This window comes from uncultured Polaribacter sp. (assembly GCF_947501385.1).
GTDB lineage: Bacteria > Bacteroidota > Bacteroidia > Flavobacteriales > Flavobacteriaceae > Polaribacter.
This window is the reverse complement of the sequence record NZ_CANMVP010000025.1, coordinates 17,409-41,108: the sequence shown is the minus strand read 5'-3', so window position 1 is coordinate 41,108 and position 23,700 is coordinate 17,409. Positions and strand designations below refer to the sequence as shown.

At 31.6% G+C, this 23,700-nt stretch carries 25 protein-coding genes and 1 tRNA gene; 14 read left to right on the top strand and 12 right to left on the bottom strand.

Annotated elements, in window-relative coordinates:
- The 9 genes from Q0998_RS15395 to Q0998_RS15355 form a co-directional block, all read right to left on the bottom strand.
- On the bottom strand, positions 1-2,154 hold the full coding sequence (locus tag Q0998_RS15395; RefSeq protein WP_299671388.1) for a DGQHR domain-containing protein: 2,154 nt from the start codon (positions 2,152-2,154) through the stop codon (positions 1-3).
- 1 nt (position 2,155) lies between these two features.
- A complete protein-coding gene (locus tag Q0998_RS15390; protein ID WP_299671385.1) occupies positions 2,156-3,352 on the bottom strand; it encodes a DNA adenine methylase in 1,197 nt (398 codons plus the stop codon).
- 34 nt (positions 3,353-3,386) lie between these two features.
- Entirely contained in the window at positions 3,387-4,115 is a 729-nt protein-coding gene (locus Q0998_RS15385; RefSeq protein ID WP_299671384.1) for a DUF6577 family protein, read from the bottom strand.
- A 71-nt stretch (positions 4,116-4,186) separates the two neighbouring features.
- Positions 4,187-4,870: an ATPase gene (locus Q0998_RS15380; protein WP_299671381.1), complete on the bottom strand. Its 684-nt coding sequence runs from the start codon at positions 4,868-4,870 to the stop codon at positions 4,187-4,189.
- Positions 4,871-4,918: 48 nt separating this feature from the next.
- A complete protein-coding gene (locus Q0998_RS15375) occupies positions 4,919-5,584 on the bottom strand; it encodes a hypothetical protein (RefSeq protein ID WP_299671378.1) in 666 nt (221 codons plus the stop codon).
- Positions 5,585-5,672: 88 nt separating this feature from the next.
- Entirely contained in the window at positions 5,673-5,951 is a 279-nt protein-coding gene (locus Q0998_RS15370; RefSeq protein ID WP_299671376.1) for a helix-turn-helix domain-containing protein, read from the bottom strand.
- A 171-nt stretch (positions 5,952-6,122) separates the two neighbouring features.
- On the bottom strand, positions 6,123-7,019 hold the full coding sequence (locus Q0998_RS15365) for an RteC domain-containing protein (protein WP_299671373.1): 897 nt from the start codon (positions 7,017-7,019) through the stop codon (positions 6,123-6,125).
- A gap of 112 nt (positions 7,020-7,131) precedes the next feature.
- On the bottom strand, positions 7,132-7,905 hold the full coding sequence (locus tag Q0998_RS15360) for an AraC family transcriptional regulator (RefSeq protein ID WP_299671371.1): 774 nt from the start codon (positions 7,903-7,905) through the stop codon (positions 7,132-7,134).
- Positions 7,906-7,908: 3 nt separating this feature from the next.
- Positions 7,909-8,826, bottom strand: coding sequence for a ketopantoate reductase family protein (locus Q0998_RS15355; protein WP_299671368.1), 918 nt, complete (start codon positions 8,824-8,826; stop codon positions 7,909-7,911).
- Between the two features lie 139 nt (positions 8,827-8,965).
- Here Q0998_RS15355 and thiC point away from each other — a divergent pair, with 139 nt between their 5' ends.
- From thiC to Q0998_RS15310, 9 genes are read left to right on the top strand one after another with little or no spacing between them, the layout of a single operon-like run.
- On the top strand, positions 8,966-10,807 hold the full coding sequence (gene thiC / locus Q0998_RS15350; protein ID WP_299671366.1) for a phosphomethylpyrimidine synthase ThiC: 1,842 nt from the start codon (positions 8,966-8,968) through the stop codon (positions 10,805-10,807).
- A complete protein-coding gene (locus Q0998_RS15345; RefSeq protein WP_299671363.1) occupies positions 10,804-11,535 on the top strand; it encodes a hydroxymethylpyrimidine/phosphomethylpyrimidine kinase in 732 nt (243 codons plus the stop codon). Before thiC ends, Q0998_RS15345 begins: the two co-directional genes overlap by 4 nt.
- A gap of 10 nt (positions 11,536-11,545) precedes the next feature.
- On the top strand, positions 11,546-12,190 hold the full coding sequence (gene thiE, locus Q0998_RS15340; RefSeq protein ID WP_299671361.1) for a thiamine phosphate synthase: 645 nt from the start codon (positions 11,546-11,548) through the stop codon (positions 12,188-12,190).
- Positions 12,191-12,208: 18 nt separating this feature from the next.
- A complete protein-coding gene (locus Q0998_RS15335; RefSeq protein WP_299671360.1) occupies positions 12,209-12,901 on the top strand; it encodes an amino acid racemase in 693 nt (230 codons plus the stop codon).
- Positions 12,902-12,925: 24 nt separating this feature from the next.
- On the top strand, positions 12,926-13,336 hold the full coding sequence (locus tag Q0998_RS15330) for a GNAT family N-acetyltransferase (RefSeq protein ID WP_299671358.1): 411 nt from the start codon (positions 12,926-12,928) through the stop codon (positions 13,334-13,336).
- Between the two features lie 26 nt (positions 13,337-13,362).
- Positions 13,363-14,178: an alpha/beta hydrolase-fold protein gene (locus tag Q0998_RS15325; RefSeq protein ID WP_299671356.1), complete on the top strand. Its 816-nt coding sequence runs from the start codon at positions 13,363-13,365 to the stop codon at positions 14,176-14,178.
- An 8-nt stretch (positions 14,179-14,186) separates the two neighbouring features.
- A complete protein-coding gene (locus Q0998_RS15320; RefSeq protein WP_299671353.1) occupies positions 14,187-14,705 on the top strand; it encodes a GNAT family N-acetyltransferase in 519 nt (172 codons plus the stop codon).
- 53 nt (positions 14,706-14,758) lie between these two features.
- Positions 14,759-15,292: a DinB family protein gene (locus Q0998_RS15315; protein WP_299671350.1), complete on the top strand. Its 534-nt coding sequence runs from the start codon at positions 14,759-14,761 to the stop codon at positions 15,290-15,292.
- A complete protein-coding gene (locus Q0998_RS15310) occupies positions 15,279-15,800 on the top strand; it encodes an N-acetyltransferase (RefSeq protein ID WP_299671347.1) in 522 nt (173 codons plus the stop codon). Before Q0998_RS15315 ends, Q0998_RS15310 begins: the two co-directional genes overlap by 14 nt.
- An 11-nt stretch (positions 15,801-15,811) precedes the next feature.
- On the opposite strand, the gene Q0998_RS15305 is transcribed toward Q0998_RS15310, so the two are convergent.
- Complete coding sequence (locus Q0998_RS15305) at positions 15,812-16,573, bottom strand: MBL fold metallo-hydrolase (RefSeq protein ID WP_299671345.1); 762 nt, start codon at positions 16,571-16,573, stop codon at positions 15,812-15,814.
- A 102-nt stretch (positions 16,574-16,675) separates the two neighbouring features.
- Between Q0998_RS15305 and Q0998_RS15300 the strand changes: the two genes are divergently transcribed.
- Positions 16,676-16,993, top strand: coding sequence for a helix-turn-helix domain-containing protein (locus Q0998_RS15300; protein WP_299671342.1), 318 nt, complete (start codon positions 16,676-16,678; stop codon positions 16,991-16,993).
- Here the strand turns inward: Q0998_RS15300 and Q0998_RS15295 are convergent.
- Both Q0998_RS15295 and Q0998_RS15290 read right to left on the bottom strand, forming a co-directional pair.
- Positions 16,986-18,236, bottom strand: coding sequence for a site-specific integrase (locus Q0998_RS15295; protein ID WP_299671340.1), 1,251 nt, complete (start codon positions 18,234-18,236; stop codon positions 16,986-16,988). The two genes, Q0998_RS15300 and Q0998_RS15295, sit on opposite strands and share 8 nt — an antisense overlap.
- A gap of 231 nt (positions 18,237-18,467) precedes the next feature.
- A tRNA-Pro gene (locus Q0998_RS15290) sits at positions 18,468-18,542 on the bottom strand.
- A gap of 114 nt (positions 18,543-18,656) precedes the next feature.
- Here Q0998_RS15290 and Q0998_RS15285 point away from each other — a divergent pair.
- The 4 genes from Q0998_RS15285 to trxB all read left to right on the top strand — a co-directional run bounded on the left by Q0998_RS15285 (position 18,657) and on the right by trxB (position 23,593).
- The gene (locus Q0998_RS15285) at positions 18,657-20,951 is read left to right on the top strand and encodes a TonB-dependent receptor (protein ID WP_299671337.1); all 2,295 of its coding nucleotides are present in this window, start codon (positions 18,657-18,659) and stop codon (positions 20,949-20,951) included.
- 29 nt (positions 20,952-20,980) lie between these two features.
- Positions 20,981-22,066, top strand: coding sequence for a PQQ-dependent sugar dehydrogenase (locus Q0998_RS15280; RefSeq protein ID WP_299671335.1), 1,086 nt, complete (start codon positions 20,981-20,983; stop codon positions 22,064-22,066).
- Positions 22,067-22,068: 2 nt separating this feature from the next.
- Complete coding sequence (locus Q0998_RS15275) at positions 22,069-22,524, top strand: cytochrome c (RefSeq protein WP_299671332.1); 456 nt, start codon at positions 22,069-22,071, stop codon at positions 22,522-22,524.
- 121 nt (positions 22,525-22,645) lie between these two features.
- Positions 22,646-23,593 carry a thioredoxin-disulfide reductase gene (trxB, locus tag Q0998_RS15270; RefSeq protein WP_299671329.1) on the top strand — a complete coding sequence of 316 codons (948 nt, stop codon included), beginning with the start codon at positions 22,646-22,648 and terminating at the stop codon, positions 23,591-23,593.
- Positions 23,594-23,700: the final 107 nt, after the last annotated feature.

Here is a 23,700-nt window from a genome sequence, read left to right as displayed (position 1 = left end):
TTAAGAGTCTAATTGGCTAACGTATTTTTGAATATTACTATCTTTAGATTTTTTAAATTCCTCTAATAATACTTTCCAGAACTGGGAATAGCCACCGCTACCTCTAAATCTCATTTGACTTGTTTTTTCATCTTCGTTAGAAAAATTAGCAGAAGGTGTTCTCCAGTCAACACCAGAAGCAATGACGCAAAACTCTTTCATTAAATTATATATATCTATTTTTTGGCTCTTGAAGTAATCAATAGCCAAACTAACTTCCTCTTTAGTTATAGACTTATTATCATCTTCTTGATAATCAAAATCGTCAAAGTCAAAATCGTTATAACTAGCAGCAATAAAAAAGAAATCGTTTGCAAATGTAGAGAAGCCTCTAACACCTTGATCTCTTGATAAAAAACTATTTTTACTTAAAAAGCCTATATCCCATTTTGCAGATTCTTCATAAATATTTAACTGTCGATCTTCACTTCGTATAGCCTCAACCCATTGACTATTACTATCAGAAACTGCATTTGCAAATTCTGTCCATAAAAGGATTAAAAATGCTGCTTGCTGAGTTCTTGACCAAGGTAGAACTTCATTGTTTGTAAGATTACTACTAAAAAGCCCATCCCTTTTCTTGAAAAAAGAGTTAGATAATGTTCTTATAAAAGCCGCTTGACTCATTGTTGGTCCACCACTTTCTCCAATCATGTTAATTCGATGAAACCAAGGACTCTCAGGATAATTCCACAAAGCTTCAACCATTTCTTGAGATCTTGTTTCTCTATATGCTAATAAACCTTCTTTACTATTCTCTAACCATTCCTGTGTACGTAACAATGGATACAAGTCATAACCTAAGCTAGTATTAATTTTTACTGGTTTAATGTTAATTGTGTAAAACAAATATGCCTGCCAAGCCCTATCTAGATTATAATATGCTACTACTGGTAACTCAAAATTACCACTTAAAGGATCATCTTCATCAAAAGCCCAAAGTCTATGTTGCCCATCTATAATTTCTATAGGTTTAAGCTCTGGATTCCAATCTCCAGAAAAAACTTGTTCTGGAATATTTAGAGTAGCCGAACCAGTCTTTTCATCACTAATCTTTAAAAGATCAGCATCGTTTATTATTCTACTATTTCTTTTCTCTCCAGGACCTATAATATTTGCAATAATGGCAGTAGGTAAGAATCCTGGCATTTTTAATTTTTGATTTTCATAAGAAATCTTTTCGCTGGCTGAAAGTGTAGACCAAGGAAAGCCACCTTCTATATAAGAATTTATTTCATCAACTCTACTCTCATTCAAATTCCTTTGCACGTGTTTATCTTCTTCTCTGGGCTTATCAGCTTTTCTTCTGTGAACATCTGCAAGTTTCTTTAAAACTCTGGCGTCTATAGAAAATAAATAAGCAACCGGCTGAGGTTTTCTTCTTAATTCCTCAGTATTATAATTTACATCATCCCACTCGTTAAGCCATTGATTCATTTTAATCATCGGTATTTTTTTGTATACCTTTAATTGACTGAAATTGAAAATATCTTCTTCTTGATTAAGTGATTGACCGCCAAGCCACTTTTTAAACTGATCTCTTGTTAAACTTAAAACTTTATGAAATTGATAATTATAGCAAACTTTTAAAAACTTATTTTGTGTGTCAATATCTTCAAAAGTATGACCAATTTTTAAAATTCTCTGTTCTAGTAATTTTCTAAATAATAAACCAACTTCTCCTTCTTCAAAAAGAGCAGATAGATCATAAGGGACTTCTTTCGCCTTTTCATAATTTTGCAATGATGCGCCAGAAACGATCAAACCTCTTCTTAAATTGGTGCTTTGTTTATTACCTGGTACAACAATTAAAACACCTCTCATTTTACCATCAGTAAATTTATTGGCAAAATCTTTAATGTTTTTTTCATGAGTAAATATTGCAGACATAAGAGCAAAAATCCTAAGCTGCTTTGGATAATTTTTCATTTTGATCCAATACTCTGGAAATTCATCTTCTAAACTATCGACACCAACAAATGATTTTAGAACACTAGCATTAATATCTTCTTTTGATTCGTAAATTTGTTTCAATTTATCTTCTGCTGCAATTTTTATGACTTGAACAACATCAAACTTAGTCCACGAGCAATTAATTTTTTTTAATTCTGGCATTTTAATTACGTTTAAATAGAATAATGTATTCCTTTACTTCTTGATTTTTTTCATCAGATCTCCCCATTTTACTATGAGTATGATTCTTAGTTAGTATATCATTTGTATACCCTTTAAGACTATTTTTCGAAATATTTATAATCGTATCTAGATCAATCATCCCAGTATCTGAATAGCTTAGAGCTAAATGAGATTTTTTTATATTTACTCCTTCAAACATTAAGCTAAAAGCTTGTTTTACAGTCGTTTTCTTGCAAAAAGGTGATTGATGTCTATCATCACGATACCTTCCTTTGAAACTAATATTAGGATAATCATATTTTACCAAAGTTTCAATAGCATGGTAAAATCTTGAATAATGAACAGACTGGTATGGCGGATCAGAATAAACGATTGAGTCTTCTTCTATTATTCTAAGACAATCAACATAGTCTAAAGTTGTAACTCTGAAATCTTGAGACTTACCATTTACGTTTTTAATTAATTCTATAAATTTCCTTTCAAAATAAACCCAGATATCTCTATTCCGATAACTTAAAATATCTTTCATATTATCTTCAGTTACATCTCTGTATTGAGCATAGTGACCAGTGCTTTGAGAAACATATGACATTGCAAATATTAAAGATGATAAAATAGGATAATACTGAGGTTTTGATTTATACTGTTCAGCAACTGCTCTTATAGAGTCAATCCAAACACATTGATCGTATGACCAATAAGTTCCTGAATAATATTTGGTAAATAAGTGAAAGCCAATATCGAAATCTTCCGAAATAAGAGCTTGTTGTGCTTTTTCTATTTTTTGTAATTTTTTAAAAGTATTTATATCATCATAATTAAAATTTAATTTCTGAAATCTATTGTAATAATCTGATACTAGAGTATTTACTTTGTTTTTGATTTCATCTAAACAGTCAATGGTAAGTTGGCCTTTTAAATTAAGTAAATACGTATGTGATAAAACAGAAGCATAAGATTGTACATCATTAGCGTGCACCTTGTATTCATCTTTAAAAGTGCCCCCTACGACACCAGTACCACTAAACAAATCGCAAAGCCATTCAGATTGAACATTAAGTGAACCAACCGAGTCTGTAACAAAGTCTAATATTTCACGTTTTGATCCCATATACTTTAGTAAGTGTGGAATTTTTTTTATTTTTTCCTCAATATCTAATTGATTAGTATCAATCATTTGTTAGTTTATTTTTTTAAAACCGTAGTTAAAATTATATTTCTGCCAAAGTTAAATTGGTTAAATTTTCTACTTCATTTTCTCTATTTCGTCTGTATGCATACCGCTTCATTTTATTTTTATTTACCCCATAGTTTTCAAATGCAGAAGCGTAAACAAACTCTATTTCACTTTGTTGTGCTGCGTATAGTTTGGTATCAATAGTCATATCAACTAATAATTTCTCCAGCGTTGGCAGCGTTATTTTATTTATTTCTTGCAATGGTGCTTCTGATATTAAATGCTTTAAAATAATAACATCTTCACTATTGTTGATATACAGATTGAATGTTTCTGCATCTGGTTCTATATAGACTTGCTTTCCTTGTTCTTTTAATGCGTGAAAGACAGCTTCTGTAACATCTTTGTCTAATTCTAGAACCGTATAACATTTAAATGGCTGATGCCTCATAAATTCATTTAACCATTTGGTGTCCCAAATACAAAACTCGACAAATGGATAGTCTTTTTTTATTTTATTGAACAAGCGTTTTAAAGAATTATCTACAACAGGACTGTATGTCTTTTTTTCTTTTAATGCATACATGCCTCTTGAGGGATTTTTAATAAGTCCTTCCTTTTTTAAACGTGACAAATACACGTTTATAGTGCTTTGTTTGAGTTCAGGAAAATCTAATACCATACAATTCACCAATTTCTCTTTTGAAATGGTTGATTGTTCTTTAAAATAAGATTCTATTTTATCTTTTATTGTATTAATCAAAGTGTTAAGTTCTTAATTAATCTTTGGCAAATTACATAATATTTGCCAAAGATTAATTTATTTTGATGTAATTAATTTCTCTTATCTACACTTTCCTTATCAAAAGCTATTAAATTAAAGAGTTGTCTCATGCGAGAGCGTACACGATTACCATATCTATCTTCTAATTCTTGAGCATTTAGATTTGTTGTTGCGTGAGTTTTGACCCCTCGACTGTGCTCCGGGTGACAAGTTTTTATAAATAAATCATAACGAGATAAAAGAATTTCGCCCATTACGTTACAATCTTTACCAAAATGACGACCTGTTGTTTCTACACCTAAATCATCAAAGCAATAAAAACTACTATTGCCATATTCTTCAATTATTTTATACCCAATGTTATTGAAAGTAAACGTAATATTTCTTGCTGGAATTAGTTCGTAAGGTTTATGGTGTGGTACAACATACCTTAACAGTTTCATTAAACTGGTCTTACCACAACCTACAGGTCCTGATAATAAAATGCCTTTGTTCGGATCTATCTCTAACTTTTTGCATGCTTCAAAATCTCTAATAAAATAAATACATAATTTGTAAAGCACCACCTCATCTTCTTCATAAATCTTAAAGTTTTTACCGAACAACATTTTGCCTTTATGATCCAGATAGATTAGGATCTTTTGGAAGTCGTATTGGATGGTGTCGCCTTGGAGTGTGCCTAGGTGGTACTCTACGCCTTTTTCAATAATGATATGTGGTGGTTGGGTGTTCATAGTTCTTTTGATGAGATTGCCGCGTCATTTTACTCCTCGCAATGACGGTTAGAGAGGTTCATTGTAATTTTTATTTTTGCTAGTCTTGAGGTTGTCTTGATTTTGGCTAACTGCACTTGGTGTTTCTTTACTTTTAATTTCTTTAGATTTAAGCATCCAATTACGAGCTGTTGCTTGCCAATTGACAATTTTTGTTTTACCACCTACTTTCCATCCAATACCTTGATAATGATTGTAGAATTTTTGAGCTTCAATTATTGGCCAATTTTCTTTTTTAAAAAAATTAATGACTTCTATTTCATTTTTTGGCTGGTCAAGTTTATTAATGTTTTTATTTGTTTGTATATGTTTATTAATAGATACCAGTGCTTGTCCATTTTTAGGACTGTATGAGTCCTCTACTTGTTTAGAGCTTGTCTCAAAATTGAACATCTTAATTTTACTCCCCTTGAATGGATTATGTGATGGATAATAAATGATATATTTCCAATGGTTCAACTCTTTGATACATTTATGATATGTTGATTTAGAACCTATCTTTGAAAAACTCATCACTTCTTCGCGATTGATATAGAATTCTTCTAAAAATCGGTTGTTATTCCAAATTTGAAATAATGCCACATATAGACTTATGTGTGTTGGGTTTAAACGGTTGTCTTTAGAGAATTGAATAAATACACCTTTAAGGTGTAGTATGTAATTTACTTTTTGCATAAGTTGACTTCTCGATACAATTTTGTGAGACAAAATCACTCGAAGTACGTTTTAGTTTATATTTATGAGATTCCCACTTTCGTTGGAACTAGAACTTATTATGAATGCGGTTTTCTTCCATTACTTTTAAGATTTCTTCGTAGTCGTAATAGATAACACCTCCAACTTTGGTATAGGGTAATGTTCCGTTAATTCGAAGATTTTGTAATGTTCCTGGTGAGATGCTCAATAGGTCTCTAACTTCTGGTGACTTGAGCCACTTTTTGGGTGCAAAACCTGATTGATGGTTCATAATTGCTTTGATGTCTTCTAGTAATTCTTCTTTAAATTCACGAAGATCTTCTGTAGTAATAATTGTTGCTGCCATAGTAAACGATTTTAGATTAATAAGTTAAAATCAAAAGATCCCCACTTTCGTGGGGACTGCGACAAAAGGTTTCTTTTGTCTTGATTTGACTTTCGTTTGGCAAATATGAAGTGAATTGATGAGGTTTATTCCCAAGTTGGGAATGGGTTGGGAAATATTTTAACAAAACAATCAGTATTGTTGATCATCGTTTTCCATCTTTTGATTAAGACTATCTTTAAGATGCTTAAGAAAACGACTCCTATCCATTTTACGTTCTCTTATCTCTAAATATGTTCTATAAAAATTACCTAAGTTTATTGAAAACATCTTTTCGCAAATCGTTGCCATTAATTTAATTTCTACATTTCCATTTTGAATGGCTCCAGATGCCTGCAATGCATATATAAGCTCTACCAGATCTGTTTTACTTGCTGTCCATGACAAATTTTCTAATGGACTTATAGTAGGGCTTGTTTTTAAAGGCTGAAGTTCTTTTCTTCTCAAATAATTAAGTTCAGAATTATAGTGGTTTATTAATAGCTCGGAGGCAATAATTCTAGCGACTATATTATCATGACTTGTAGAAAATTCGGGATCTGTATAATAATGAGATGTATCGGAAATAAGTTCATAAGAATCCCTTCCTCTAACAAAGTAATACTTATCTAGTTTACTTTCTTTTTGTAAATAATATTTTTCAAAGTCAAGATATGATTTCCTTCGTCTATCTATTTCATCTAACTGTTCATTTATGTATTTTCGCTGCCTTTCAATAGATGTTTTGGGTCTTTCTAGAACACTTTTATGAATTTTCACAAAAAACTTTAGCCTACCATATACAAAAGGTTTTTGTTCCTTAAAAAAATCTATTTCTTCTTGAATGGAATTAAATTGGTTATCCCTTACTATCAAACGCAATTGCTGCAAGCAATCTCTAGATATTTGGATGCCTTTTGAAGAATTTACTACTACAGATAAATCGGATTTTTCTATTATTAGAATATTTTCTTTGTAGGTTGTAAGTACGTTTTTAATTTGGGACTTTATGTTTTGGTTCAATTCTTTTGATATTAATTTGATTTTCAAACAGTTTAAAAACTACAGTCTATCAAACCACTCTTTTACATCATTAGACACAAACCTTTAAAAAGAAACCAGGTCTCTCTTTAAAATAACTAATTTAATTTTGAATAAATATTTAGTTTAGTAAGGATAAAAGTGCTTTTGGGGTGTGTCCTGACCATTTTTTCACCTCTTTAATAAAATGATTTTGATCATAAAAACCATAGTGAAAAAAGTCTGGTGTAAATCCAGTTTTGCTAATATGCTTTATAGCTAACCTACATCGCATCATTGACTGCACTTGTTTAGGTGATAAGCCTGAAAACTGCATGGTTATTCTTTGCAAGTGCCTTTGTGTAATTTTAAGTGCTTTTGCCATTTGGCTAGATGATGTTGCGTAATTAGCTCCTTGGGTTATAAGTGCTATAAATTGCCTCCATAATAGCTGTCCTTTACTATCACGTTCACTGGAATTTTTTTCCATTTGATTACTAAATGCGTTCATAAAAACATCTAATTGTACATCTTCAAAAAAAGGTGTCAGCCAATTGTAATTAGGTAAGATGTCATCTTGTAATATGATTTTGTTAGTTAATGTATTTGTGTCTTCCCTAAAAAGAGGTCGCGTACTTCCAAATTGAAATGTAACGCCAAATGCTATATTACCTTCGGGGTGTACATATTCTGCAAAATTAGTTCTTGGTCCTAGAATTCGGGTATCTTTGATTACTAGAATTCCTTTCTGTTTATCTTTAACTGTATAGGGTGTACCAAGCGTAAATACCCAGTTTACATAAGGATATGCAAAAATATACTCCTTTACGTGGTGTTCTTTTTTATTTAAATCAAGTAACCAATAATATCTAATCAAATGATTTAAATGCTTTGGTGGTGCATAAACTTGGTACATTATTTATCTGCTTAATTCTGATTTAAGTTTCACTAACTCGCCCAACAACTTGGTTTCTTTTACTTGTGCTTCTAAATTCATTTTTTTCGCTAACCTAAAGATCTCAAAATTTAGGGTGTCTATTTCTGTTTCCCTTTTATTCTGAATGTCCTGTAATGTGGAAATAAACTGACCGTCTGACATTTGACTGATGGAAATCACCTGTTCTTCAACCTCTTTAACTTCTAACTCAATTCCCTGTTTATTTGCTATGAGCACACATTCTTTAATAATTTTCCTCGCTAGGGAAAAGACTTCAGTATTTCTATGGAAAATCCCATTATCCACATCCAATAAAGGACATATGGAATTAAACACACAATTTGCAATCACCTTTTTCCATATTGTTTTATCGATTTTTTTTTCAGCAATAAATCTAAATTCTGGTGTATCTATTTCTTTTACAATTGTGTCTAAAACTGTATTATTTTGCCTGATTATACCAATGGGAGATTCCGCTACAGGTTTATAACTTACTTCATTTTTTGAAATATTTTGACTAGTTGCAAAAAGTACGCATCTATAAATCTCTTGAAAATCATGCTCGATAAATGATCTTTCTATACCTAAACCATTCTGCAAGATAACTATTGGAGAATTAACAGCTTTGCTTTTTAACTTTTTAGCAAGATCCTTATTACCAAAAGATTTATTGGTTAATACAACCAGACCATTATTTAAGTCAGTGAAGTTACGCAAAGAATTGAACCTTATATCCGTTGTCAACTCTTGCCCTGATTTAAGTTTCAATGTTATTTTTTCACTATACGAACTACCATCATCAACACGTCCGCGAATAAGATGAACGTCTCTACCATGTCTTGTTAAGCAAACAGCCAATGCTTTACCAATTGCTCCTGCTCCAATTATATATATAGCCATTATATTTTTTGATTTTACATAAACAACAAATTACGTTAAAACACACTATTTTTAATAGTATAAGTTGGACATTTTAGTCTAATGTCCAACTTGTACTATCTTACTTATAGTGATTTAATGACTTTTGTTAAAAAAACAAATGGACAAAAAAGATACGGTTTCAGGCGATTATAAACAACATATTTCAAGAGAACCTTTTCCCAATTCGAAAAAACACTATGTAGTTACTGATATAGGCTTAAAAATTCCTTTTAGAGGCGTAAAGCAAGATAAAACGACCATAAATGGGACAGAAAAAAATACCACAAATCCAGAAGTATTCCTTTATGATACCAGTGGTCCATATACGGATCCAAAAGCAACTATTGATTTAACTCAAGGGCTTGCCGATGTTAGGGAGTGGTTGGCAAAAGACAAGAATCTCATAGAACTTTCACAACCATCCTCTAAATATGGGAATATACGTTTAAAGGATACTACTTTGGATACGTTGCGATTTCCAAATATTCGAAAACCGAAACGCTCTATAAAATCGGCCCATACCCAAATGTATTATGCAAAACAAGGTATAGTTACTCCAGAAATGGAGTACATAGCAATACGAGAAAGCCTAATGATGGATGATTACAAGCAGCATTCTGGAAATAGTTGGGGCGCAAATATTCCTCAAAAAATTACTCCAGAATTTGTTCGGGATGAAGTGGCTAAAGGTCGTGCTATCATTCCTGCCAATATTAATCATCCTGAATTAGAACCTATGATAATTGGACGTAACTTCCTTACTAAAGTGAATGCTAATATCGGAAACTCCGTAGTGACATCTTCTATTGCAGAAGAAGTTGAAAAAGCGGTATGGGCTTGTCGTTGGGGAGCTGATTGCATTATGGATTTATCCACAGGAGAGAACATCCACGAAACACGAGAATGGATTATACGAAATTGCCCTGTGCCATTGGGTACTGTGCCTATTTATCAAGCGTTGGAAAAAGTCAATGGAAATCCCGAAGCGTTAACTTGGGAGCTTTTTCGTGATACCCTAATAGAACATGCGGAACAAGGCGTGGACTATGTTACATTGCATGCTGGTGTGCTATTAAAATATATTCCACTTACCGCCACACGACTTACAGGTATTGTTTCTCGAGGTGGAAGCATCATGGCCAAATGGTGTTTGGCACATCATAAAGAAAATTTTATTTACACCCATTTTTCTGAACTATGCGAAATATTGAATAAATACGATGTTTCCATTTCATTGGGTGATGGTCTTCGCCCAGGTAGTATTGCAGATGCCAATGATAAAGCACAGTTTGCTGAATTGAAAACCTTAGGAGAACTCACTAAAATCGCTTGGAAATATGATGTTCAGGTAATGATTGAAGGCCCAGGACATGTTCCTATGCAGTTGATTAAAGAAAATGTGGATAAGCAATTGGAACTTACTCACGAAGCCCCTTTTTACACGTTAGGTCCACTTACTACGGATATTGCTCCTGGATATGATCATATTACCAGCGCTATTGGAGCTGCCTTGATTGGTTGGTTCGGTACTGCCATGCTTTGTTATGTAACCCCTAAAGAACATTTAGGCTTGCCAAATAAAGAAGACGTAAAGGATGGATTGATTGCCTACAAAATAGCAGCCCACGCAGCAGATTTGGCAAAAGGTTTTCCATCTGCCCAATATAGGGATAATGCATTAAGTAAAGCAAGGTTCGAGTTTCGATGGGAAGATCAATTCAATCTTTCACTGGATCCCTATAGAGCTCGTGAATATCACGATGAGACTTTACCAGCAGAAGGGGCGAAGATTGCTCATTTCTGTAGTATGTGCGGCCCTAAATTCTGTTCGATGAAAATCACACAGGAGATACGGGAACTGGCCAATAAAAAAACAGCTACAGAAACTGAAGTGATTGAAGAAGGCTTAAAGAAAAAGGCTAAAGAATTCACAAAAAAAGGATCATCAATTTACTTATGAAGCAACCAAAAGTATTATCGATTGCTGGGTTTGACCCTTCAGCGGGCGCAGGCATATTAGCTGATATAAAGACTTTTAAACACTTTAATGTTTATGGTTTTGGGATTTTAAGTGCTATAACTGCTCAAAATGAGACTGAAATAACAGAAGTAAAATGGATATCTAGAATGGAAATAAAGAAACAAGTGGATATTTTATTTAAAAAACACAAGATATCTGTTGCCAAGATAGGTATTATACAAAATTTAGAAACCTTAATTTGGTTAATAGATTTGTTACGGTTTTACAATCCGCATATTAAAGTTTTATGGGATCCAATAATAAAAAGCACTAGCGGTTTTAACTTTTGGAAAAATAATGATACCTATAGTTTAAATAAAGTAATTAACTGCATTGATATTGTTACACCCAACCAATATGAATACATTTCGTTATGGGGTAAAAATCATTCGTTAGATACATTTCCTAACTCTATTTCGGTTTTATACAAATCTGCAATAAAAAATTCTAGAAGTGTTATTGACATATTATGGTGGAAAAAACAAAAATTTATTTTTAAACAAACACGATTAAATGGGCTAGATAAACATGGTACAGGCTGTATACTTTCTGCTGGTATTGCGGCAAATTTAACCATAGGTTTAGAATTAGATGAAGCTTATAAAAAAGCTAAAGAACACCTTATAGAGTACATGCAAAGTAGTAATTCTTTACTTGGAATCACTTAAATTTTAAGATATGAACTACATTCCTAAAGTACATTATATTACCCAAGATATTCCTGGTAAAACACATCAAGAATTAGCTTTTGAAGCTTGTAAAGCTGGTGTTGAATTAGTACAACTACGACTAAAGCATTTGGATAAAAATGAGATTTATAACATAGCTCTTGAAACACAAAAAATATGCAAAAAGTTTAATGTAAATTTCATCATTAACGATCACCTAGATATAGCAGCTGAACTGAATGCTGATGGTGTTCACTTAGGCAATGAAGACGCTGATCATATAACAGCTAGAGCCTTTCTAGGTACCAATAAAATTATTGGCGCTACGGCATATAACATGGCTGAAGCTAAGCTTCACCAAAATAACGGTATCGTTGATTATATTGGTGTTGGCACATTTAAACCCACACACACTAAACCTGAGATTAAAACATTTCTTTCTTTAGATGAAATAGCTAAAATGACTGAAGTTTTAAAAAAATCATTCACTAGTTATATTCCTATTCTAATCATTGGTGGTATTAAAATAAACGACATAAAACCACTTCTTGATGCAGGTGTTTACGGTATTGCAATAGCTTCATTGATTAACAAAAGCTCTGATAAATCACTAGTTCTTAAAACCATTAACAACATTATTAAAAATTATAAGTAATAACTAAACTACAAAAATATGCGTTTAAAAAAAATTGGTCTTGTTGGTGGAATAAGCTGGACTTCTACATTAAAATATTATGAATTACTTAATTTGGGGATTAATGAAAGAATGGGCGGTTTAAACTCTGCGGAATGTATTATATATTCATTAAACTTTAATGATGTTCAAAATAAAGGTTGGATCAACTCATTTGATATCATTCTAGATGCCTGTATAAAACTTGAGCAAAATAATATTGATTACATCGTTCTATGTGCAAATACTGCACACCTATATTTAGAGAAACTACGCTCAAAATTAAGAACTCCTATTATTGATATTATTGAAGCCACTGCGAAATTTATAAACACCTCAAACTACACTAAAATTGGTCTTTTAGGGACTAAATACACCATGGGAATGAATTTTTACAGGAACACTCTAAAAAGGTATGGCATTGAGGTTTTAATTCCAAGCAAAAGAGAAGACATCGACGAAATTCAGCATATTATAAAGAATGAATTGGGTAAAGGAATTATAAATAAATCATCGAAAAAAAAATTAATACATATATCTAATAATCTAATAAAAAAAGGTGCTAATGGTATTGTTTTAGGCTGTACTGAATTGCCATTAATTATTCCAAAAGAAGGATTTAGCTTTCCTGTTTTTGATACTACCGAAATTCATGTTAACAGTATTATAGACCATATTTTAAATCTCAATTAATTCTTAAAGCCCCGTCTTCTCAATATGTCAAATTATATTATAAAATATAGCTTACCATCTCCTAATGACTACTCAAGACTTAGACAAGCATGTGGTTTCGGTAAAGTTTCTGAAGTTAAATCAAAGCAAAGCCTTAAATATAGCTTATATAGTATTTCTATATACAGTTCAAATCAACTCATAGGCTTTGGAAGAGTTTTAGGCGATGGGGTTTTATATTTCTACATTTCTGATGTAATGGTTCCTTCGTTGATGCAAGGCAAAAAAATAGGCCGTTTAATTATGGAAAACATTATAATGTATATAAACAAAAAAACTTCAAAGCTATCCACTGTTTGTACAATAGTAATGCCCAATAAAGAAGCATTTTATAAAAATTATGGCCTTAAAACATGTCCGAATAATCTTTTTGGTCATGGAATGATACACCCATAAATATCACCTTAATAAACACTCATATTATGACTACTAAAATATTTATACTTATTTTTTTTATTGGATTAATAACTGTTAATAGTCAAACAATCAATAAAGACAAATTAACTATAGGTGAGCAATTGAAAATCCACTCTAATATTTTAGATGAGACAAGGCTCTTAAACATATATCTACCTAGTAGCTACAACACAAGTAGCACAAAACAATATCCAGTGATTTACTTGCTTGACGGATCTTTAAATGAAGATTTTATACACATTTCTGGTTTAGTGCAATTTTGCTCATTTTCTTGGATTAATATTATTCCTGAATCAATTGTTGTCGGTATTTCAAATATTGATAGAAAACGGGACTTTACATTTCCATCTAAACACGAATTAGATATGATTGAATTCTCTACATCAGGAGGATCTGAAAGGTTTATAGATTTTATTGAAAACGAACTAAAACCAATTATTGAAGATACTTACAGAACTTCAGCAACTAGCACCATTATAGGACAATCACTTGGTGGTTTATTATTAACGGAAGTTGTTTTCAAGAAACCTGATCTTTTTGACAATTACATTATTGTAAGCCCGAGTTTATGGTGGGATAATGAGTCTCTCTTAAAAGTTGAACTTTGTGATTCTCTAAATGAAAAAAAAGTTTACATAGCGGTTGGGAAAGAAGGGGCTGTCATGGAAAAATTAGCTTACTCACTATATAGCAAATTGCTTAATTATCAAATCAAAACCCCAAGCCTAGACGTTTCTTTTAAATATTTTGAAAACCAGAATCATGGTGATACGTTGCATCTTGCTGTTTATGATGCATTTGAAACTTTTAACAAAAAATAATATTCCTTATGAAAAATTCACATAATATTTATAAAACTGACAGACTTATTCTGAGGCCTACTAACCAAAAGGATAGTAAATTTATTTTTGAGTTATTTAACACACCTTCATGGATAAGGTATATAGGCGATAAAGGAATAAAAACCATAGAAGACGCTGAAAATTACATTGAAAAGCATATTATTTCACAACAAAACAGACTTGGTTTTAGTACTTACACATTAATAAGACAAATTGACAACAAAAAAATTGGAACTTGTGGCTTGTATGATAGAGATGGCATAGATGGTATTGATATTGGTTTTGCCTTAAAACCTGAGTTTGAAAGTATGGGTTTTGCATTTGAAGCTTCAAAAAAAATAATTTCAATTTGCTTTAATGATTTTAAAATTAAGTCTATTAAAGCAATCACAACTCCAATTAATTTAGCTTCACAAAAACTACTTCTAAAACTTGGTTTTAAAACTAACGGAAAAATTAACCTCCCCAACAACCCAATTGAATATTTAAGTTATGAGCTTCGGTAATAAATATTCTCAACCAATAAATTGATTAATAAATTTTTAAATTAATAAATTTTATGAATAATAATAGTTTTAAACTGGATGAATGCCTTGAAATTATTGAAAGCACACCTGATATTTTAATTGCATTGACGAAAAATAAAAGTACAAACTGGACAAATTTTAATGAAGGCATAAACACTTGGTCTACATATCAAATAGTCGAACATTTAATTGAAGCTGAAAAAACAAATTGGATACCAAGAATAAAAATTATTCTTTCTACTGATTTAAATAAAACTTACCATCGCTTTGAGAGACTTAAGAAATCTAACAACCAACAACCAATAGAATTATTATGTGAAATCTTTAAAAAAATGCGTAATGAAAGTTTAATTTTTTTAAAATCGCAAAACTTAAAACATGACGATTTTTTAAAAGAAGCTATCCACCCAGAATTTGGAAAAGTTACTCTTGTACAGCAGATAAGTACATGGGCAGTACATGATTTGTCTCATCTTTCCCAAATTTCAAGAGTTATGGCCTTTCAATATAAAGAACAAATAGGACCATGGTCTAAGTATTTCAATAATTTAAATGTACCACATTAAACAAACTTTAATTGAAGATTTAGATACTATTTCTTGGATGTACAAAAAAGCAATAGAGTACCAAAAGAGAAATAACTACTTCGGATGGGAAGCTATTGATATTAATCATTTAAAAAATGAAATAATTGAGGGGAAACACTATAAAATTATTGAAGACTCAAATATACTATGTGCATTTGGTATAATGTTTTCTGACCCACTTATTTGGCGAGAAAAAGAAAAAGGAACTTCTCTATATTTACATAGGGTTGTTGTAAACCCTAATTTTAAGGGTCAAAATCAATTTAATAAAGTTTTAAACTGGGCTATCGATTATTCTATTAGCCGTAATCTTAACTCTATAAGAATTGATACTTGGACCAAAAACAAAGCAATAATCGAGTTTTATAAAAAATTTAATTTTAATGTTATAGAAGAGTATAAAACAAGTGACACAATAGATCTACCAATCCAGCACAGAAATTTGGATATTACCCTTATGGAATATATTGTAAAAAATATAGCTTAATCGATCTTTAATTAGAATTGAATACCCTCTCCATCGTTAGGAATAACACATTGTAAATGGACACCCTCTCTCTTAATAATTTTTGATATAGTTGTTCTATTTTCTATGCAAGGACTTATAGATTCTAAGTGTGTAATGACTACTTGAGTTTTTGGAAATAATTTACAAATCTTAACAATTTCATTAGCGGACATAGTTACTGGGGCTCCAATTTCAAAAGTTGCAGCCCCACCCGCAACAACTACTATTTCTGGTTTATAAAGCTTTAAAGTATTTATAACTTCCTCACATAAAACAGTATCTCCGGCAAAATATATTTGTTCATCTTGAGAAGAAAACATAAAGCCATTTACAGTCCCCATCTTTTCTTCTATTTCACCCTTACCGTGTAATCCAGAAGTAAGAGAAATAGTAACTTCATTGAAATTTAAATTTCTAAAAACCTCTATAACATTTTTAAAGCCATAGTTTGCAATCGTTTCTGCAATAGCAATAGGGCAAATAATAGGCAGGTTTTTATCTAAACGCTCTATAGCCGCTTTATCCCAATGGTCTGGATGAAGATGGGTTACTACAACCGCATCTATGCTTGCTAAATAATTGTCTAACTCTTTTGTATCAAACGGTAAATCTACTAAGGGATTCGGTCTATTGTCCTGAGTCCAAGGAAAAATCCCAAACGAAGATTTTTTCCCTAGCATAGGATCTATTAAAAACTTTATGTTTTTTATATCTAGTAGTACTGTTGCATTTCGCCATAATTGAACTTCCATAGTGTTTGTTTTTTATGAATAATTTATATTCACTAAATTAGTGACACGTTATGTATTCTTAAAGAGGTTTACCTTTAAGTAACCTACTTAAAAAAAACAATTATGAATTATAAGGAGTTTGAAAATTGCGGAGTAAAGCGAAGTTTAGATTTACTTTCGGGTAAATGGAAACCCCTGATTTTGCATCATCTATTCAATGAAAAAGAAATACGGTTTATTGAATTATGGCGCTGTATTCCCCGTGTTTCTAAAAAAGTTTTGTTGGAACAATTAAAACAACTAGAAGAAAATAATATTATTGAACGAATAGAATTTAATGACTTTCCTCCAAAGGTGTTTTATAAAATACATGAAGAAGCAAAAGAGTTAGGAAACCTTTTAAAAACTCTAAACGATTTTGGCAATAAACATATTAATTAATCTTTTTCATCGTACTTTTCTTTATATTCAATTTTGCCTTAAGCAATCCAATATCCTGACTAACTTTTCTTTCAATTACCCTTGCATAAATTTGTGTTGTTGCAATTTTTGAATGCCCTAGTAATTTTGATACTGTTTCAATTGGAACCCCATTACTTAATGTAACTGTCGTTGCAAAAGTATGTCTAGCCATGTGAAATGTAAGACTTTTTTTTAAACCACATACATCTGCTATTTCCTTTAAGTAGGCGTTTAATTTTTGATTTGAAATATTTGGGAACAAGGTTTTAGTTTTATTGGCTTTGATATGTCCTTTGTATTTTTTAATCAATTCTTCTGCAATTGATAGTATTGGAATTTTTACTTTGTTATGTGTTTTTTGTCTGTTAGTAATAATCCATCGCCCACCATCAATACCAATTGCAATATTATCTTCGTTGAGATTCATTACATCTATATATGATAAGCCTGTATAACAACTGAAAATGAATAAATCCTTTACTAGATTCAATCTTTCAATTTCAAATTCTTTTTCAATGATATCTTGCAGCTCATCTTCTCTTAAAAACTCACGCTCATTCTTGATATAGGTTGGTTTAAATTTTATGAAAGGATCTTTATCGATCCATTCCATTTTATAGGCTAATGTTACCATTTTTCGAAGTCGTTGGATATGCTTCATAACTGTATTATTTTCCATTTTCTTTTGATGGTCCTCTGGAACATGGGAACGTAAAAACTTTTCAAAATCAACCAAAAAACGAAATGTTAGTTGTGATAAATACACGTCTTGAGTTTTTCTTTTTTTTGTTAAGAATAACTTGATATATTTTTGAGTAGTGAAGTAGTTCTTTAAAGTACCATAACTTAATGATTCGCTCATTTGTGTATTATGATAATCTACTAATGTTAATAAAGAATACTCTTCGTTGTCTTCGCCTAAAAAACGAGCTTTAATAGATTGAGCACAGATAAAGACTTTTTCTTTTACTAGTTCATCATGAGCTTCGTAAATTCTGTTTTTAACCAGGTCTAAATATCTGTTGAGTAATCGAGATTCTTGTTTATTACCTCTTGCTTTACCTTTATTAGAATCCCATTCGGATAAAACTACTTTTCGTTTTAAACTGATATTTGCTCGTTTGCCATTAACAGTTATTCTGCCATAAACAGAAACTTGGTTGTTTTTTGCTCTTGTTGCGTTTACCCAAAATGATAAACTGAAGGTGGATTGTGATTGCATAGTTGTCGTCTTTAATTAAACATTCATTCAAGACGAAAGTCAAATCAACTATTTCAATTACAGAATTTTAAGTATCTATTCGGTTCACACTTTTTGTGTTTTAAAACTGTGAACCGAATTGTGAACCGAATTAAACCATGTTAATTCAATTCTTATGATAACTCAAAAACCATAAAACCTTGTAAATCATACGATTTACAAGGTTTTAGTTTTCTTTGGTATTCATTTTAGTCGGGGTGGCAGGATTCGAACCTGCGACCTCCTCGTCCCAAACGAGGCGCGATGACCGGGCTACGCTACACCCCGAAATATTTATTTGTAACGGGTTGCAAATATACTTTTTTTTATTTGTTTTCTAATTATAATTGAAAAAAATATTGTTGAAAAGTGCTAATTTAGCAATTCATTTTTTAAGCTAATATGGTGCAACCACGAATACTTTTTTTTATTTTTTTCAGTATTACTTTTACAGGGTTTTGTCAATCAAAAATTAAAGGAAAAATAGTAGATAGTAATAACGGAACTCCATTACCTATTACTCAAATAATAAATTTAACTTCTAAAGAAAACACTACTTCCAATATAGATGGTACTTTCGAAGTTTTAAATTCTGATAGTTACTTATTTAAAAGGAAAGGCTATATAGATAAGATTGTTGAGTTAAAAAATCACCAATTTTATATTATTCAATTAGAGATAAATCCGTCAGAATTACATGAAGTTATTATCACCACAAATCATATTCCTAAAAAACTAAAAAAAGCTACAGCTGCTATTAGTATTATTTCTTCTGAAGACCTACAACGTTCAAATAATACAGATTTTGCTCCAATATTAAATAGAGCATCAGGGGTTTTTATGCAAAGCGGCGCGCTCAATACAAACCGAATTACCATTAGAGGAATTGGTGCTAGAAACTTGTTTGGGACTTCTAAAATTAGAGCTTACTTTAAAGATATTCCGCTAACTAACGGAAGCGGAGAAACCACCATAGAAGATTTTGAATTGGCTTCAATTTCACGTTTTGAAATTATTAAAGGAGCAGCATCAAGTATTTACGGAGCTGGTCTTGGAGGTGTTATTCACATCACACCACAAAATGGTTTTTTAAATCAGTCTAGTATCAACGGAGAATTATTAATTGGCTCTTTTGGATTAAATAAGCAGATTCTAAACTTGAATCACGGAACCTCTAAAAATAGTTTTAGAGCAGTTTATAGCAATACACATAGCGATGGTTATCGTGATAATAACCAATACGATAGGCAAACTTTTACCATTAATTCGAATCACTTTTTAAGCGAAAAGGACGAGGTCTCATTTTTAGCAAGTTTTGTCGATTTAAAAGCATTTATTCCCAGTTCTATTAATGAAGCAATATATTTAAACAATCCAAAAAGTGCAGCTTTTACTTGGAAACAAGCGCAAGGTTTTGAAGATGCTAAAAGAGGTGTTTTTGGTGCAACGTGGAATCATGATTATACTACTAGTTTAAAACTGGTTACAAGCATTTTTAGCTCTTTTAGAGATGCCTATGAACCGAGACCTTTTAATATTTTAAAAGAAAATATCTTTGCTTTTGGGATGAGAAGTCGATTTTTAGGAAATACGAAGCTATTCAGTAAAACACTAAACTGGACTATTGGTGGCGAACTTTTTAAAGACAGCTACAAATACGAAACATTCGAAAATTTACATGAAGATTCTCCTGTAGGAATAGGAAGTGTTAAGGGTGATCGAATCTCAAACTTTAAAGAAAATAGGAAGTATTACAACCTGTTTTTTGAAACTAATTATGAATTTTCAGAAAAAACAACATTTTCCGCAGGTTTAAATATAAATGAAACATCTTATGATTTAGAAGATCAGTTTCAAGTTTCAGCAGATAATCCAGATCAATCTGGTAGCTTCAAATTTAAGAATATTGTATCGCCTAAATTTGGGTTATCTCATTTATTTTCAGAAGATATGAGTGTTTTTGCAAGTGTTAGTCATGGCTTTTCGCCTATTTCTCTGAATGAAACATTGTTGCCAGACGGACAAATAAATACCAGTTTAAAACCAGAAACAGGCTGGAACTTTGAAGTTGGCTCACGAGGCGAATTCTTCAATAATAAGTTTCAATACAATGTAGCAATCTACCGTTTAAGTATTAAGAATCTTCTAGTTTCAAGAAGAACAGCACAAGATGAATTTGTAGGTATTAATGCGGGTAAAACACAACATGATGGATTAGAATTAGCAATCAACTATAAATGGTTGCAGAAAGAAAATGTAACAATAAACACATTTATAAACTATACACGTAACAATTTTATCTTTAAAGAATTTATTGATGATACCGATGATTTCTCTGGAAACGATTTAACAGGTGTACCTAAAGATGTTTTTAATGCTGGAATTGATTTCAATTCAATGCTTGGATTTTACGGAAATATTAATTTTCAATATGTAGGAAGTATGCCCGTTACAGATAGTAATTCTCTTTTTTCTGATAGCTATAAGGTGACCAATTTGAAGATTGGGTATAGAAAAAACCTTACTAAAAAGCTACAGTTTAACACCTTTTTCGGTGTAAATAATATCTTTGATGAAGCCTATGCTTCTCAAATTCTAATAAATGCATCAAGTTTTGGAGGCAATGCACCAAGATATTATTACCCTGGAAATCCTATAAACTTTTATGCAGGAATTCGCATAAATTATATTTTTTGATGTATTTTTAAACTGATAAATAAAAATTCATGAAATATATATCCCTTTTTTTAGTAATCATTTCCTACTATTCTTGTGCCGTGATTGCTCAAGATAGTTCAGACTACGAGTTGATTGTACCAGCACTAGAGAACCCTTGGGGTTTTACGTTTTTACCCGATAATTCCATTTTAATTACCGAAAAATCAGGAGAATTAATTCACTATAAGGACGGGAAAAAGACCATGGTTGCAGGAATGCCCGAAGTTACTGTTCGTGGTCAAGGCGGTTTGATGGACATTGAACTGCATCCAAATTTTAAAACAAACAACTTTATTTATTTTACCTACGCATCCTCAGAAGGCGAAGAAAAAGGAGCAAATACTTCGCTGATGCGTGCCGTTTTTAAAGACCATCAACTTTCTGATCAAAAAGTGTTGTATAAAGCCGAACCAAACAGTAGAAAAGGGCAACATTTTGGTTCTAGAATTGCTTTTGATGCAGCAAATCATATTTATTTTAGTATTGGAGATCGTGGTAATAGAGATGAAAATCCGCAAGATATTACTAGAGATTGTGGTAAAATTTATCGTTTGAATGATGACGGAACAATTCCTGCGGACAATCCTTTTGTAAATCAAGAAAATGCAAAAAAAGCTATTTTTAGTTACGGACATAGAAATCCGCAAGGCATGGAAACCAATCCGTTTACAGGAGAAATCTGGACGCACGAACACGGCCCAAAGGGAGGCGATGAAATCAATATTATTCACAGAGGAAAGAATTATGGTTGGCCAGTAATTAGTTATGGAGTCAATTATTCGGGCACAAGTTTTACTGATATAACTGCTAAAGAAGGTATGGAGCAACCTTTACATTATTGGGATCCATCGATTGCGCCAAGCGGAATGGCTTTTGTAAATTCTGATACATATCCGAAGTGGAAAGGAAACGTTTTTATTGGTTCTTTAAAATTTAAATACATTGCAAATTGTACGTTAAAAGATGGAAAAGTAATCAAAGAAGAAAAAATTTTAGAAAATATAGGAAGAGTTCGTTCGATTGAGCAAGGAAATGATGGCTATTTGTATGCTGGAATCGAAAATTTAGGAATTGTAAAAATAAATCCGAAGTAAAGATGAAAAAAGAAATTGTTTTTTTAGCTATTGGTTTGCTTATCATTTCATGTGATCACAAAAAAGAAAAATCAGTGGCAATGTTAGAAAATAAAATAAAAGTTATTAGTCATACACAATCGCCATTAGCAGAAAGTATAAAAAAAGGAAAAGAAGTGTATTTAGATATGTGTGTAACCTGTCATTTGCCTAATGGAAAAGGAGTTCCAAAGGTGTATCCGCCTTTAGCAAATTCAGATTATTTAATGGAAAAAGAAGTTGAGAGTATCAAAGCTATAAAATATGGAATGCAAGGAGAAATCGTTGTAAACGATATACAGTATAACCAAGTAATGTCTCCTTTAGGATTGGAGAATGATGAAGTTGCAGATGTGATGAATTATATCAGAAATTCTTGGGGAAATAAGAACATTAAAATGATCACAGAGAAAGAAGTAGCAGCTATTTCCAAAAACTAGAAAAATCTTTAAAAAACATCTATAAATTTTTGTTATTAACTAATTACAATTATTCATACTAAAAGACGGTATAAATAAATCTAAAAATTTAGATTTGTCATCTAATTTTTCAATACCAATTATGTCAGAAAATGTCGAAAAAATAAAATGTTTAATTATTGGTTCTGGTCCTGCAGGTTATACTGCTGCAATTTATGCAGCCAGAGCAGATATGAAACCAATAATGTATACGGGAATGCAAATGGGTGGTCAATTAACAACCACTACAGAGGTAGATAATTTTCCGGGTTATGCAGAAGGTACAGATGGTCCTGCAATGATGGAAGATTTAAAAAAACAAGCAGAACGTTTTGGAACAGAAGTGCGTTTTGGTTTGGCTACAAAAGTAGAATTAAATCCAGAAATTGGTGGCAAACACAAGGTAATTGTAGATGAAACAAAAGAAATTGAAGCTGCTACCGTAATTATTTCTACGGGTGCAACCGCAAAGTATTTAGGTTTAGAAAGCGAAATGCGCTTGATTGGTGGAGGTGTTTCTGCTTGTGCAACCTGTGATGGCTTCTTCTACAAAGGACAAGATGTTGTAGTTGTTGGAGCTGGAGATACTGCTGCAGAAGAAGCTACGTATTTAGCAAATATATGTAGGAAAGTTACTATTCTGGTGCGTAAGGATTATATGAAAGCATCAAAAGCAATGCAACATAGAGTTAATAAAACTAAAAATATTGAAGTATTGTATAATACTGAAGTAGATGAGGTTTTAGGAACCAATGTAGTAGAAGGTGTAAGAGCTGTTAATAATTTAACCAAAGAAAAGTTTAATATTGATGTAACTGGTGTTTTTATAGCCATTGGTCACACACCAAACTCAGAATTGTTTAAAGGTGTTTTAGAAATGGACGAAACTGGGTATTTAATTACCAAAGGAAAAACTACGAAGACGAACATGCCTGGTGTTTTTGCAGCTGGTGACATTCAAGATAAAGAATACAGACAGGCAGTTACTGCAGCAGGAACAGGCTGTATGGCAGCCTTAGATGCAGAACGTTATTTAGGTGCTTTAGAATAGTTTTCTATTGTAAAATTATATTAAAAAGAGATTTCAGAAATGAAATCTCTTTTTTTTAGTTCTAAATTTTGATAGATAAAAATGATTGATAAGAATTTTGATTTTCA

Bases quoted from the DNA above. Each gene is read 5' to 3' on its own strand.
- Q0998_RS15395 (WP_299671388.1), bottom strand. From the start codon at position 2,154: ATGCCAGAATTAAAAAAAATTAATTGCTCGTGGACTAAGTTTGATGTT.
- Q0998_RS15390 (WP_299671385.1), bottom strand. From the start codon at position 3,352: ATGATTGATACTAATCAATTAGATATTGAGGAAAAAATAAAAAAAATT.
- Q0998_RS15380 (WP_299671381.1), bottom strand. From the start codon at position 4,870: ATGAACACCCAACCACCACATATCATTATTGAAAAAGGCGTAGAGTAC.
- Q0998_RS15375 (WP_299671378.1), bottom strand. From the start codon at position 5,584: ATGCAAAAAGTAAATTACATACTACACCTTAAAGGTGTATTTATTCAA.
- Q0998_RS15370 (WP_299671376.1), bottom strand. From the start codon at position 5,951: ATGGCAGCAACAATTATTACTACAGAAGATCTTCGTGAATTTAAAGAA.
- Q0998_RS15360 (WP_299671371.1), bottom strand. From the start codon at position 7,905: ATGTACCAAGTTTATGCACCACCAAAGCATTTAAATCATTTGATTAGA.
- Q0998_RS15355 (WP_299671368.1), bottom strand. From the start codon at position 8,826: ATGGCTATATATATAATTGGAGCAGGAGCAATTGGTAAAGCATTGGCT.
- thiC (WP_299671366.1), top strand. From the start codon at position 8,966: ATGGACAAAAAAGATACGGTTTCAGGCGATTATAAACAACATATTTCA.
- Q0998_RS15345 (WP_299671363.1), top strand. From the start codon at position 10,804: ATGAAGCAACCAAAAGTATTATCGATTGCTGGGTTTGACCCTTCAGCG.
- thiE (WP_299671361.1), top strand. From the start codon at position 11,546: ATGAACTACATTCCTAAAGTACATTATATTACCCAAGATATTCCTGGT.
- Q0998_RS15335 (WP_299671360.1), top strand. From the start codon at position 12,209: ATGCGTTTAAAAAAAATTGGTCTTGTTGGTGGAATAAGCTGGACTTCT.
- Q0998_RS15330 (WP_299671358.1), top strand. From the start codon at position 12,926: ATGTCAAATTATATTATAAAATATAGCTTACCATCTCCTAATGACTAC.
- Q0998_RS15325 (WP_299671356.1), top strand. From the start codon at position 13,363: ATGACTACTAAAATATTTATACTTATTTTTTTTATTGGATTAATAACT.
- Q0998_RS15320 (WP_299671353.1), top strand. From the start codon at position 14,187: ATGAAAAATTCACATAATATTTATAAAACTGACAGACTTATTCTGAGG.
- Q0998_RS15315 (WP_299671350.1), top strand. From the start codon at position 14,759: ATGAATAATAATAGTTTTAAACTGGATGAATGCCTTGAAATTATTGAA.
- Q0998_RS15310 (WP_299671347.1), top strand. From the start codon at position 15,279: ATGTACCACATTAAACAAACTTTAATTGAAGATTTAGATACTATTTCT.
- Q0998_RS15305 (WP_299671345.1), bottom strand. From the start codon at position 16,573: ATGGAAGTTCAATTATGGCGAAATGCAACAGTACTACTAGATATAAAA.
- Q0998_RS15300 (WP_299671342.1), top strand. From the start codon at position 16,676: ATGAATTATAAGGAGTTTGAAAATTGCGGAGTAAAGCGAAGTTTAGAT.
- Q0998_RS15295 (WP_299671340.1), bottom strand. From the start codon at position 18,236: ATGCAATCACAATCCACCTTCAGTTTATCATTTTGGGTAAACGCAACA.
- Q0998_RS15285 (WP_299671337.1), top strand. From the start codon at position 18,657: ATGGTGCAACCACGAATACTTTTTTTTATTTTTTTCAGTATTACTTTT.
- Q0998_RS15280 (WP_299671335.1), top strand. From the start codon at position 20,981: ATGAAATATATATCCCTTTTTTTAGTAATCATTTCCTACTATTCTTGT.
- Q0998_RS15275 (WP_299671332.1), top strand. From the start codon at position 22,069: ATGAAAAAAGAAATTGTTTTTTTAGCTATTGGTTTGCTTATCATTTCA.
- trxB (WP_299671329.1), top strand. From the start codon at position 22,646: ATGTCAGAAAATGTCGAAAAAATAAAATGTTTAATTATTGGTTCTGGT.